Below are 11,969 nucleotides of genomic sequence, written 5' to 3'. Positions count from 1 at the left end.
ACCCGCCTGGGTGGAGAAGGCCAGCGTGCCGCCGCTGTCGAGCTTCGAGGGCGAACCGCCGACGATGCTGTTGTTCGACAGCCAGCAGCGGGTGGAGGATGGCCGCCTGTGGAGCTATGCCGATGTCGCGACCCGTGCAGGGTCGGCCGAAGCGCTGGCGCAACTCTCCTCGCTTACCCTGCCATGGGCACCCGACAAGGGCGACCTCATCATCCATGAAGTGTCGATCCTGCGCGGTGACCAGGTGATCGATGCGCTGGCGGGCGACAAGCGCTTTGCCGTGCTGCGCCGCGAGGAAAATCTCGAAGCGCGGCAGATTACTGGCGTTCTTACCGCGACGTTGGCGGTCGAAGGGGTGCAGGTCGGCGATATTGTCCGCCTGCGCTATACGACGTCGATGAAGGATGATGCGCTCGGTGGACATGTCCAGGGTGCGATGGGGCTGTTCGCTGCGCCGTTGCGGATGGGACAGGGGCGGCTGCGTGTCCAATGGTATGAGCGCAGCGGGGCCAAGTGGAAATTGCTGGCCAAGGATGCAGTGGTCAAGCAGCAGAAAAAGGGCGGGTTCAACGAACTGACCGTCGCCCTGCCATTGGTCAAGCAGCCGGAGATGCCGGAGGATGCGCCGCTGCGCTATCGCCATCCACCCTTGTTCGAACTGTCCACCTTCGCGTCCTGGGCCGATGTATCGAAGACGATGGCACCGCTTTATGCGACCGAGGGGCTGATCGCGCCGGGTAGCGGGCTGGCGGGCAAACTGGACAGGCTGAAGGCGTCGGGCGGGTCGCCGCGCGCGAAGGCGGCCGCGGCGCTGCAACTGGTGCAGGATAGTATCCGCTATCTGGCGATCGGCATGAATGGTGGCAATTATGTGCCCCAGACCCCGGCGCAGACCTGGACGCTGCGCTATGGCGATTGCAAGGCCAAGACACTGCTGTTGCTGGCATTGCTGCGGGGCATGGGGATAGAGGCGGAGCCAGTGCTGGCCAGTTCCGCCATGGGTGATTTCGTGCCGGAACGGTTGCCCAGCGTCGCCGCGTTCGACCATGTGCTTGTGCGCGCGACGATCGATGGCGAGACGCTGTGGATGGATGGCACGGGCAGCGGCGCGCGGATCGACGATCTGGGCGATACGCCGCCTTTCGGCACGGTGCTGCCGGTGCGGACGGCGGGTGCAGACCTGCTGCCGATCCAGACCCGCGCCAACGCGCGGCCGATCATCGACATTGCGATCGAGGCCGACGAGAGCGGTAGCGTTCGGCTGCCCAGCGTCTTCGATGCGGTGGCCGTGTTGCGCGGCCCGGCGGCGTCCATGATCAATGTCGCCCTGGGCCAACTCGATACCAAGCAGCGCGCCGACATGGTGCGGGGATTCTTCATGCGGCAAATGGGACAGTCGCAGTTCAGCGACGTCAGTGTCGCGATGGATGCCGCCACGGCGACCACGACGCTGAAAGCGCACGGCGTCACGGCGACGCCCTGGCGCCTGGAGGATAATCGTCATCGGCGTAGCATTGGCCGGGGCGTCAACGACATCAGCTTCGCGCCTGATCGCGGGCGTCCGGCGTGGATCGATATTCCGGTGGCGACGCCGCCGCCGTCGGGGGTGCGCTATCGGCTGAAATTGCGCTTGCCCGATGGCGGCAAGGGCTATGTGCTGGAAGGCGACCAGAATGTCAGCCAGTCGATCGCGGGCTTCACGATCAAGCGCAATGTCCATCTGCGCGACGGGCTACTCGAACTGGATGAGCGGATGGATTCGACCGGGGTCGAGATTGCGGCGGCGCAAGTGCCCGACGAACGCGATCGGCTTGCCACGGCGCAGGCATTGGCCCCGCGCTTGATCGCCCCGGTCAAGCCGACCTTCTACTGGGATGCCCCTTACGAGGTGTTGGCAAACTGGTCGCAGGTCAAAGCGGGGGAGCAGGCGTTCACCAAGGCGATCGCCGAAGACCCGGAGGAAGTGTCAGGCTATAGCAGTCGCGCCAATTTCCGCTGGGGCGTAGGTGATCGAAAGAAGGCGTTGGCCGATCTCGACAAGGCGATTGCCATCGAGCCGGATGTCGATCTTTATCTCAGCCGCGCTGACCGGCGCTTCAGGCTGGGCGATGTGCCCGGCGCGCTGGCCGATGCACGGATGGCGCGGCAACTCGACCCGTCTGCCATTGGCGCGATCAATGCGGTTGCCACTTATCTTGCCGAAAGTGACAAGCTGGACGAGGCGCTGGTGATGGTGGATCAGCGGATCGCCATCGGCGGCGAAACCCGCGATGCCTATCGCCGGCTCAAGGCCAGCCTGCTGGGCACCTATGGCGATGCGGCCAAGGCGGTCGAACTGCTCGACGCGCATATTGCGGAAAAGCCTGGCCTGACCATGCTGCTCAACGAGCGCTGCTGGATCAAGGGCACGCGCGATATCATGCTCGATAGCGCGCTCAAGGATTGCACCCGCGCGATCGAGACCAGCACGTACAGCGTCGCAGCGCTCGACAGTCGTGCCATGGTGTCGTTCCGCATGGGCAAATATGAAGACGCGCTTCAGGATTTGACCGCCGTCCTCGACCAGGTGCCAGGCAAGGACGAGAGTCAATTCATGCGCGGGATCGTGTTGCATCGGCTCGGTCGGGCCAGCGACGGTGACAAGGACATCGCCATCGCGCGCCGTATCAACCCCCGCATCGACGCGGACTATGCGCGGTTCGGCATCAAGCCGTGATCATCGCAACAGCTATCGGCGATTTCGTTACGGGAGCGGTTTGACGGCAACCTTTATTCTGATTGTCGGTTGAATAGGCAACACCAACCAACAGGAGACTGAACATGGGTGAAGCAACTGACAAGCTGAAGGCTGCTGGCAACAAACTGGCCGGCAACGTCAAGGAAGCCGTTGGCAAGGCGACCGATAATGATCGTCTGGAAGCCGAGGGCAAGGCCCAGCAGGTCAAGGGCACCGGTCAGGATGTGGCTGGTTCGGTCAAGGGTGCGCTCGGCGACAAGATCTGACGCCACCGCTGCCAAATGAATAGGAAGCCCCGCCCTAACCGGCGAGGCTTTCTTTTTGCGTCAGATAGGCTTTCACGTCTCGCCGCAATTCCCCTGCGCACAAATAGAGCGCGATGACGTTGGGAATGGCCATCAGGAAAAAGCTGGAATCGACGATCCCGACGACCCGGCCCAGGTCGATCGCGGCGGCAGGGGGCAGGGCGACGACGTAGAGGATCTTGTACGTCCATTGCGCGCGCGTACCGTGGCCGAACAGATAGCCCCAGGCCTGCAACCCATAGAAGCCCCAAGCGACCAGCGTCGAATAAGCGAACAGGAATACCACGACAGCCAGCAGCCAGGGAAACCAGGGCGAAACCTGGGCGAAGGCGGCCGAGGTGATGGCGATGCCTTCCAGCCCGCTATTCCATGTGCCTGCCACGACCAGCGCCAAGCCGCCGAGACCGCATACGATCATCGTGCCGAGCAGCGGCTCCAATAGCGCGACCAGGCCTTCGGATACGGGACGGCGCGCGCGGGCGAGGCTGTGCGCCATCACTGCCGAACCGACACCCGCCTCGCTGGCGAAGACCGCGCGGCGCATGCCCGCGACGAAGGCACCGATCGCGCCACCGGTCGCCGCACTGCCGGTCCAAGCGCCGTCCCAGATCAACGCCAGCGCGCCGGGGATGGCGCCCAAGTGCAGGATCAGGATGGCGAATACCCCGACCAGATAGACGGCCACCTTGAGCGGGGTCAGCCGCTTGGCGACTTCGCCCAGCCAGGCCGCGCCGCCAAGAGTCACCAGCGCCACGGCACAGGCGAGGAAAATGCCATAGCCCCAGCCGTTGGTGAGGCCTGTGACGACCTTGACCTGTGCGAAACTCTGGTTGACTTGCACCATCGGGATCGCCCCGAACAAAGCGAAAAAGGCGTAGGCACCGCCCAGCGCCAGCCCGACCTTGGGCCAGCCGCGCGCTGCGCCGACGGCCTTCAGGACATACATCGGGCCGCCATGGACATGGCCCTGGGCGTCGAACACGCGATATTTGAGGCCGAGCGTGACTTCCGCCATCTTCACCGTCATCGCGAACCAACCGATGACGAACATCCACAGGATCGCGCCCGGCCCGCCCATCGTCAGGGCGACGGCGACGCCCGCAATATTGCCCAGGCCGATCGTGCCGGACAGCGCGGTGCTGAGCGCTGCCCATTGGCTGACATCGCCCTCCGCTTCGCCCTTTTCGGGCTGGGTGCGCAGGATGCGGATGGCGCGGCCGACCTGGGTGATATTCGGGAAGCCCAGCCATAGCGTGAAGAACAGCATCGGCAGCGCGAGGTAGAGGACGATCAATTCGATCTGCGTCCCCAGCATCGGCAGCTTGAAGAACACGGCGGCCGAGATGGCATCGACGATGGCGTTGAAATTTTCCATCCTGCGCCGATGGCGGGCGACGGGTGGATTGTCGATCAAGAAAAACTTGCCGCGCCCCGCCTATCGGCTGCAGCGTCGCGGTTGTGGCTTGATACCGGGCAGCTCTCCGGTGCATGACACGGGCATGAGCAGGCAATATTTCGGCACCGACGGTATCCGCGGGCGCACCAACCAATGGCCCATGACCCCAGACCTGGCGATGAAGGTCGGCATGGCGGCGGGCACGCATTTCCTGCGTGGTGCCCATCGCCATCGCGTCGTGATCGGTAAGGATACGCGGCTGTCGGGCTATATGGTCGAAAATGCGCTGGTCGCGGGCTTTACCGCTGTCGGCATGGACGTGGTGCAGTTCGGGCCGATCCCGACGCCCGCCGTCGCGCTGCTCGCTCATTCGATGCGCGCGGACCTGGGTGTCATGATTTCGGCCAGCCACAATCCCTATTTCGACAATGGTATCAAGCTGTTCGGGCCGGATGGTTACAAACTGTCTGATGAGGACGAACTGAAGATCGAAGCGCTGATCGGGCAGGAGATTCCGCTTGCGCCGTCCAAGGATATTGGCCGCGCGCGCCGGGTCGAGGACGCGCGCGGGCGCTATATCCATGCGGTCAAGTCCAGCTTCCCTGCCGACCTGCGGCTCGACGGCCTCAAGATCGTGGTCGATTGCGCCAATGGTGCGGCCTATCAGGTCGCGCCATCCGCGCTGTGGGAATTGGGCGCGACGGTCGTGGCGGTGGGGGTTAGCCCCAATGGCACCAACATCAACGACGGCTGTGGATCGACATCGCCCTTGCTGTGCCAGGAAACCGTCGTCTCGTCGGGGGCCGACATCGGCATTGCGCTGGACGGCGATGCGGACAGGCTGATCGTGGTCGACGAGAAAGGCCAGATCGTCGATGGCGATCAGATCATGGCGCTGATCGCGACCAATTTCGCGCGCGACGGGATGTTGCGCGGCGGTGGGCTGGTGGCGACGGTGATGTCCAATCTGGGCCTGGAACGCTGTCTGGCGGGGCAGGGGATCACGCTGGAGCGCACCAAGGTCGGCGATCGCTATGTGCTGGAGCGGATGCGCGAGGGTGGGTTCAATGTCGGGGGGGAACAGTCGGGGCATATGATCCTGTCCGACTATGCGACCACCGGCGACGGCACGGTTGCAGCCTTGCAGGTGCTGGCCGCGCTGGTGCGGTCGGGCAAGCCCGCCAGCGAAACATTGCACCAGTTCGATCCGGTGCCGCAATTGCTCAAAAATGTGCGCTTTGCCGGGGGCAAGCCGCTGGAGCATGGAGACGTGCAGCGCGTCATCGCGCAGGCTGAGGCGGAACTGGCCGGTGTGGGCCGCCTCGTCATTCGTCCGTCGGGAACGGAGCCTGTGATCCGGGTCATGGCGGAAGGCGACAGTGCGGACCAGGTGAGGGACGTGGTCGAGCGGATCTGCGCTGCGGTCGAGAGGGCGGCGGCGTGAGTCTCCATTCCCGTCGTCATCCCAGCGAACGCTGGGATCTCGCTTGTTTTGGTTCGAGTAAAAAGAAAAGAGAGATGCCAGCGTGCGCTGGCATGACGGAAATGGGCGATGCTTGACATGCACCCCGATTGCGAGCGCTGCGGTGCGGACTTGCCAGCCGATGTGCCGGGCGCGTTCATCTGTTCGTTCGAATGCACCTTTTGCGCGACCTGTGCCGAGGCGCTGGACGATCGTTGTCCCAATTGCGGCGGCGAGTTGATGGACCGGCCGACGCGGACGGGCAAGGCGCTGGCCGCCAATCCTGCGGCCACCATACGCAAGCATAAGCCATGACGCCTGCGCGGATTTTGATCATCGCCGGGTCCGACAGTGGCGGGGGCGCGGGGATTCAGGCGGACCTCAAGACCGTGACGCTGCTTGGCGGCTTTGCCATGACGGCTATCACGGCGATCACGGCGCAGAATACATTGGGGGTGCAGGGGGTTCACCCGATCCCGACCGACATGGTGCTGGCGCAGATGGAGAGCTGTATCAGCGATATCGGCGTCGATGCGGTGAAGATCGGTATGATCGGGTCGGCGCAGACGGCGATGGCGGTGGCGGAGCGGCTGGCGGGGCTTGATGGCGTTCCGATCGTCTTTGATCCGGTGATGGTCGCGACGAGCGGGTCGCTGTTGGCGGATGCGGATACGATTGCGGCTTTCCACAAGTTGATGGCCATCGCGACTTTGGTAACGCCCAATATTCCTGAACTGGCGGCGCTCGGCGGTGAGGAGATCGCGGCGCGTTTTGGCACCCATGTCCTGGCCAAGGGCGGGCATGGCGAGGGGGCGATGCTCACTGATCGGCTGATTGCGCCCGACGGCGTTGCCAAAACCTGGAGCGATGCGCGGATTGATACGCCGCATACCCATGGCACCGGCTGCACCATGGCCAGCGCGATTGCGACCGGGTTGGGGCAGGGGATGGCTTTGCCTGACGCGATCACGCGGGCGCGGGATTATGTGCGGGCGGCGTTGATGCTGGCGCCGGGCTTTGGCGGTGGGCATGGGCCGATGGGCGCGCCGTTCACTTTCCATGCCTGATTTTGCGCATGAAAGCCTGTATCATCCCGGCCTTGTCGCTGGGGTGGATGAGGCGGGGCGGGGGCCGTTGGCGGGGCCGGTGGTGGCGGCTGCCGTGATCCTGCGCGCTGATGATTGTCCACAGGGGTTGGACGACAGCAAGAAATTGTCGGCGACCCGCCGGGCGGCGCTGGAGGTGGAGATCAAGGATCGGGCGCTGTGCTGGGGGCTGGGGGTTGCCAGTGTCGAGGAGATCGACCGGCTCAATATCCTTTGGGCGACGATGTTGGCGATGACCCGTGCGGTGGCGGCGTTGGGGCGGGATTGCGCGCATGTGCTGGTCGATGGCAATCGCTGCCCGGACTGGCCGCATGCGTCGAGCGCGATCGTCGGTGGCGATGCCAAGAGCCTGTCGATCGCCGCGGCCTCCATCCTGGCCAAGGAAGCGCGGGACCGGATGATGGTGGAGGCAGCGGCGCGGCATCCGCATTATGGCTGGGCCAGCAACAAGGGCTATGGCAGCGCGCAGCATCTGGCCGCGCTGCGGACGCATGGGCCGACCCCGCTGCATCGGCGCAGCTTTGCGCCGGTTGCGCAGTTGGTGCTGCTTTAGGGGGTTTCTCCTCATTCTTCCGTGTTCCCCCTCCCGTTCGTCCTGAGTAGCCATTGAGCGAAGTCGAAATGGCGTATCGAAGGATCAAGCGCGTCGCATGATGCTTCGATACGGGTCTTCGACTTCGCTCAGCCCCTACTCAGCACGAACGGAGAGTGGAGGCTCTTGGTTTATCTCCAACCTCCTAACCCAACTCCCCCACCTCCCTGTCCCAAGGCGGGACCGATGCGATAAAGCGCTTTCTCCCCCTCTGGCGCGGGGCGGGGTTATGGTTAAGAAAGGCTTATGCTTTTCTTCCGGCTGCTTATTCTCCTGTGTTGCGCGTCTTTTTGTGTGCCGTCCGTGCGGGCGCAGGTGGCGGATGGACCGCTCAAGCCGGGGGCTTTCACTTGGAACGACGATGGGGTCGCGGACGGGCCGCTCTACCTGATCGTCAGCCTCGCGCGGCAACAGGTCCATGTCTATCGCGGCGACCGGCTGATCGGCGCGGCCAGCGTGTCGACGGGGACGAAAAACAAAGCCACGCCGACCGGCAGCTTCCCGATCCTGCAAAAGCGGCAATGGCACCGCTCCAACCTCTACAGCAATGCGCCGATGCCCTTCATGCAGCGACTGACCTGGGACGGGATCGCGCTGCATGCGGGGCATAATCCGGGCTACCCCGCCAGCCATGGCTGCATCCGGCTCCCTTATGCCTTTGCGCAAAAGCTGTTTGCGCTGACGCGGATCGGCACGTTGACGGAAGTGACGACCGACCGGCTGAGCGCCGCGCTGATGCTCGATCCGCTGGTGCTGGGCGATTCCGGCAGCAGTGTGGTGACCTTTGGCATGGGCGGCGGAGACATGCGCGGCGGGGCGGGGGCGTTTGCGCCGAGTCTGGAGATCGATCCGGCGATTTTCGGGAGTTGGGGGCGGTGGTGACGGGCCGGAGGCGCGCTCCGCAATTTTGCAAAATCATGTGAAGTTCACACCGTCGCTGGCCGAGGGTTTGTGTGGGGGACGGACGGGTGGCGTGAACTTCGCAATAGGCGAATTTTTGCGAAGTGTGGGGTGGCGTGCGGGGGCACGCGCGAGGGACGAGGGGGCGGACCGGGAGAAAGAGCCGGGCGAGCATGGCATAGGTTGGGGGATGTAGGACAGGGGTATCGACCGGGATCAAGGCCCGTCCCGATCGCGCTTGCATCGCGTAACGATACGCGATACACTTCGTCATGATCATCGGGTTCCGGCACAAGGGGCTTGAGGCCTTTTATACCAGTGGCACGACGCGGGGCATTCAGGCATCCCATGCGAAGAAAATTCGCAATATCCTGGGCCTGCTCGACGTGGCGGCCGGGCCAGCGGATATGAATTTGCCGTCCTTCAAACTGCACGCGCTGAAGGGCGATCTGAAGGGACATTGGTCGGTGTGGGTCAATGGCAACTGGCGCGTGACGTTCCGCTTTGTCGGCACCGATGCCGAACTTGTCGATTATCAGGATTATCATTGAGGCCATGACGATGATGCATAACCCTCCCCATCCCGGCGAATTGCTGCGTGATGAAGTCATTATGGCGCTCGGCCTGTCCGTCACCGAAGCGGCCAGCCGTCTCGCCATGTCGCGCGTCGCCCTTTCGCGCGTGCTGAATGGCAAAGCGGCGATCAGCCCTGATCTGGCGCTGCGGCTGGAACAGGCGGGGACAAGCACAGCGCGGGCGTGGCTGGCCATGCAGGCCAATTACGACCTGTGGCGCGCGCGTGAGAATGGGCAGCCGGTGGTGCGGCGGTTGCAGGAAGTGGTTTGAGGGAACATGCTGAAAATGTTGCTGGCCCTTCGCAGCGTACAGGCGAATGCGGTGACGCTGAGAGGCGCGCCGAACGGTCACCAGCTAGTCGGGCGATTGAGGCATAGGTTGGGCGTTAAGACAGGGGTACCGCATTTCCAAGATGTAGACGCAGAAGGCTGCCATCCTAAGGCATCATTGCTTACACTATGCTCCCAAGCCACATGGCAGCAGGCTCCTCAATTTGAAGCATCTGCCAACAGTACAATAGCTGCGGCAGTCTGGTGAAGCTGGAAGGATGCGATGTGCTTCGGGATAACGCGTGGAGTAGTGCCTGCACCGTGGCCCCCGGCCTTATTGCGGACGGTCGGCACACCGCTTTCTAATATGGTTCGAAGGCCAGTGAACTCATTTTGCATGTAGGATGGAATGAGGTGATTGCTGAACGCTACGTCAAGCAACTTCTTGGCAGGATCGTTCGCACTGAATACCCAACCTTTCTTTGTTAGAATGACCTTCAAGACACTCTCGAAGGCGTTGCAGCAATCATGGATGCAATCATCATAATTGCCCTGATTAAACTCTTGATAAGCCTGTCGGAACTCCTTGTTGGCTTCGGCATATCCAGTGCCAGCCAGAAGGGATAAGGCGGGTAATGTGGCGTGTTGATGCAAAAACGTCGAACAAAGCTGTATCAGTTGACCGCCTTCCACTTGAAAACCAAATCCGTCTTCCAGCATTCGAGCGTTTAATTCAGCAACTCCGTTTTGATAATATTCTTTAGAATTATATGCCCTATTATTACCATAAACAGCGGCAATTTGAATTACAAATTCAATGGCATCGAGCAAGTCGTCTATGACTGTCCAACTTCTAAACCATTCTCTGAACTCTAATGCAAAGTCAGGTGTCCACCCCAACGTAAGTTTTGTAGTGCCGAGTTCTGTCCTCATGCTCTCAACTGAGAATGTATAAATGGGGCTAAGCGATGTACCTGATCTAAAATTTCGATCCCATGCATCGAAAACAAATAGCATTTGCTGACGTAACTTCGGAGATATCGTATTGTATTGATAAACATCCGCATCAGTTTTTTCCGCGATACGCTTGCGCCTAGAATAGATCATTGGAAGTGCCATTTTCGCCCCCAGAAGTTTTGTTGAATATGCGCAAATTGATAGAGAAAACAAGCATCTATCGCCGATAATAAGATTGCATTATTCCTCGCAAAAAAATCCAGGATAGAATTCTCCTTCCGTTGATTCGCGAACATTCTGCTTTTGTGTAGTAAAATAAGCCATCTGAACGCATATTCTCGACACTCACTCACGAAAAACGACCGACCCGTTGCCGGATCGGCCGTTCTTTCAAACCCCGCGCAATGGGCCCGGCCTTACGCCGCTTGCGCGGCCTCTTCGCTGGCGGGCAAACGGATCAGGTAATCGAACGCCGACAAGCCTGCCGTCGAGCCTGCGCCCATGGCGATGACGATCTGCTTGTAGGGGACCGTCGTGCAGTCGCCCGCTGCAAACACGCCGGGGACGCTGGTTTCGCCGCGGGCGTCGATTTCGATTTCTCCGCGGGGGGACAGGGCGACCGCATCCTTCAACCATTCGGTGTTGGGGACAAGGCCGATCTGGACGAAGATGCCTTCCAGAGCGACGTCATGCTCGATGCCGCTGTTGCGGTCCTTGTAGGACAGGCCGGTGACGCGGTCGCCATCGCCATCGACCTTCGACGTCAGCGCCGAGGTGATGATCTTGACGTTGGGCAGGCTGGCGAGCTTGCGTTGCAGCACCGCGTCGGCGCGGAGCTGGCTGTCAAACTCGATCAGCGTCACATGGGCGACGATGCCGGCGAGGTCGATCGCGGCTTCGACGCCGCTATTGCCGCCGCCGATCACCGCGACGCGCTTGCCCTTGTAGAGCGGGCCATCGCAATGCGGGCAATAGGCGACGCCCTTGTTGCGATATTCCTCTTCGCCGGGCACGCCCATCTGCCGCCAGCGCGCGCCGGTCGAGAGGATGAGGGTGCGGCCCTTTAGCGAGGCGCCATTTTCCAGCACGACCTCATGATAGCCGCCTTCGGTGCGGGTCGGGATCAGCTTCGCCGCCTTTTGCAGGTTCATGATCTCGACGTCATAATCCTTGACGTGCGCTTCCATGGCGGAGGCGAGCTTTGGCCCTTCGGTGCGCGAGACCGAGATGAAATTTTCGATATCCATCGTGTCGAGCACCTGGCCGCCGAAGCGTTCGGCGGCGACGCCGGTGCGGATGCCCTTGCGCGCGGTATAGATGGCCGCCGCCGCGCCAGCGGGACCGCCGCCGACGATGAGGACTTCGAAGGGTTCCTGCGCCTTGATCTTTTCGGCGGCGCGGGTGGCGGCACCGCTGTCGATCTTCGCGACGATCTGTTCCAGTTCCATCCGGCCGCTGGCGAAGGGTTCGCCATTCAGGAAGACGGTGGGGACGGCCATGACCTTGCGGCTGTCGACCTCCTCCTTGAACAGCGCGCCGTCGATGGCGACGTGACTGATGCGGGGGTTGAGGACGCTCATGAGGTTGAGCGCCTGCACCACGTCGGGGCAGTTCTGGCAGGAGAGCGAGAAATAGGTTTCGAAGGCGAAGTCGCCGTCGATGTCCTTGA

12 protein-coding genes are annotated in these 11,969 nt (G+C 62.1%); 9 read left to right on the top strand and 3 right to left on the bottom strand.

Annotated features, from left to right (window positions below; translation table 11 throughout):
- Together IL54_RS18610 and IL54_RS18605 are read left to right on the top strand one after the other, a co-directional pair.
- The coding region (locus IL54_RS18610; protein WP_081913106.1) for a DUF3857 domain-containing protein at positions 1-2,716 on the top strand (2,716 nt) is incomplete at its 5' end.
- A 104-nt stretch (positions 2,717-2,820) separates the two neighbouring features.
- Positions 2,821-3,003, top strand: coding sequence for a CsbD family protein (locus tag IL54_RS18605; RefSeq protein WP_037477620.1), 183 nt, complete (start codon positions 2,821-2,823; stop codon positions 3,001-3,003).
- Between the two features lie 34 nt (positions 3,004-3,037).
- Here IL54_RS18605 and IL54_RS18600 read toward each other — a convergent pair whose 3' ends face one another.
- Positions 3,038-4,417, bottom strand: coding sequence for an alanine/glycine:cation symporter family protein (locus IL54_RS18600; protein WP_037477618.1), 1,380 nt, complete (start codon positions 4,415-4,417; stop codon positions 3,038-3,040).
- Between the two features lie 124 nt (positions 4,418-4,541).
- On the opposite strand from IL54_RS18600, the gene glmM reads away from it, so the two are divergent.
- The 7 genes from glmM to IL54_RS18565 all read left to right on the top strand — a co-directional run bounded on the left by glmM (position 4,542) and on the right by IL54_RS18565 (position 9,344).
- Positions 4,542-5,882: a phosphoglucosamine mutase gene (gene glmM / locus IL54_RS18595; RefSeq protein WP_037479300.1), complete on the top strand. Its 1,341-nt coding sequence runs from the start codon at positions 4,542-4,544 to the stop codon at positions 5,880-5,882.
- Between the two features lie 108 nt (positions 5,883-5,990).
- Positions 5,991-6,215, top strand: a complete 225-nt coding sequence (locus tag IL54_RS18590) for a DUF1272 domain-containing protein (protein WP_037477617.1) — start codon at positions 5,991-5,993, stop codon at positions 6,213-6,215.
- On the top strand, positions 6,212-6,967 hold the full coding sequence (gene thiD, locus IL54_RS18585; RefSeq protein WP_037477616.1) for a bifunctional hydroxymethylpyrimidine kinase/phosphomethylpyrimidine kinase: 756 nt from the start codon (positions 6,212-6,214) through the stop codon (positions 6,965-6,967). Before IL54_RS18590 ends, thiD begins: the two co-directional genes overlap by 4 nt.
- Positions 6,960-7,559 (top strand): ribonuclease HII, encoded by a 600-nt coding sequence (locus IL54_RS18580; RefSeq protein WP_037477615.1) that lies wholly within the window; start codon positions 6,960-6,962, stop codon positions 7,557-7,559. Before thiD ends, IL54_RS18580 begins: the two co-directional genes overlap by 8 nt.
- Before the next feature lie 285 nt (positions 7,560-7,844).
- On the top strand, positions 7,845-8,480 hold the full coding sequence (locus IL54_RS18575; RefSeq protein WP_037477614.1) for a L,D-transpeptidase family protein: 636 nt from the start codon (positions 7,845-7,847) through the stop codon (positions 8,478-8,480).
- Positions 8,481-8,770: 290 nt separating this feature from the next.
- Positions 8,771-9,049: a type II toxin-antitoxin system RelE/ParE family toxin gene (locus IL54_RS18570; RefSeq protein ID WP_037477613.1), complete on the top strand. Its 279-nt coding sequence runs from the start codon at positions 8,771-8,773 to the stop codon at positions 9,047-9,049.
- A gap of 4 nt (positions 9,050-9,053) precedes the next feature.
- Positions 9,054-9,344, top strand: coding sequence for a HigA family addiction module antitoxin (locus IL54_RS18565; RefSeq protein ID WP_202807678.1), 291 nt, complete (start codon positions 9,054-9,056; stop codon positions 9,342-9,344).
- A gap of 218 nt (positions 9,345-9,562) precedes the next feature.
- On the opposite strand, the gene IL54_RS24350 is transcribed toward IL54_RS18565, so the two are convergent.
- Positions 9,563-10,462, bottom strand: coding sequence for an STM4504/CBY_0614 family protein (locus IL54_RS24350; protein WP_156106257.1), 900 nt, complete (start codon positions 10,460-10,462; stop codon positions 9,563-9,565).
- A 254-nt stretch (positions 10,463-10,716) separates the two neighbouring features.
- Positions 10,717-11,969, bottom strand: a 1,253-nt coding sequence (ahpF, locus tag IL54_RS18555; protein ID WP_037479283.1) for an alkyl hydroperoxide reductase subunit F, incomplete at its 5' end; no start/stop codon positions are given.

It is taken from the genome of Sphingobium sp. ba1 (genome assembly GCF_000743655.1).
In the GTDB taxonomy this organism is placed as follows: domain Bacteria; phylum Pseudomonadota; class Alphaproteobacteria; order Sphingomonadales; family Sphingomonadaceae; genus Sphingobium.
This window is presented reverse-complemented; position numbering and strand designations above follow the sequence as displayed.

Excerpts from the sequence above, each read along its gene's own strand:
- IL54_RS18580 (WP_037477615.1), top strand. The coding sequence starts at position 6,960 with ATGCCTGATTTTGCGCATGAAAGCCTGTATCATCCCGGCCTTGTCGCT.
- IL54_RS18570 (WP_037477613.1), top strand. The coding sequence starts at position 8,771 with ATGATCATCGGGTTCCGGCACAAGGGGCTTGAGGCCTTTTATACCAGT.
- IL54_RS18605 (WP_037477620.1), top strand. The coding sequence starts at position 2,821 with ATGGGTGAAGCAACTGACAAGCTGAAGGCTGCTGGCAACAAACTGGCC.
- thiD (WP_037477616.1), top strand. The coding sequence starts at position 6,212 with ATGACGCCTGCGCGGATTTTGATCATCGCCGGGTCCGACAGTGGCGGG.
- IL54_RS18575 (WP_037477614.1), top strand. The coding sequence starts at position 7,845 with ATGCTTTTCTTCCGGCTGCTTATTCTCCTGTGTTGCGCGTCTTTTTGT.
- IL54_RS24350 (WP_156106257.1), bottom strand. The coding sequence starts at position 10,462 with ATGGCACTTCCAATGATCTATTCTAGGCGCAAGCGTATCGCGGAAAAA.
- glmM (WP_037479300.1), top strand. The coding sequence starts at position 4,542 with ATGAGCAGGCAATATTTCGGCACCGACGGTATCCGCGGGCGCACCAAC.
- IL54_RS18600 (WP_037477618.1), bottom strand. The coding sequence starts at position 4,417 with ATGGAAAATTTCAACGCCATCGTCGATGCCATCTCGGCCGCCGTGTTC.
- IL54_RS18565 (WP_202807678.1), top strand. The coding sequence starts at position 9,054 with ATGACGATGATGCATAACCCTCCCCATCCCGGCGAATTGCTGCGTGAT.
- IL54_RS18590 (WP_037477617.1), top strand. The coding sequence starts at position 5,991 with ATGCTTGACATGCACCCCGATTGCGAGCGCTGCGGTGCGGACTTGCCA.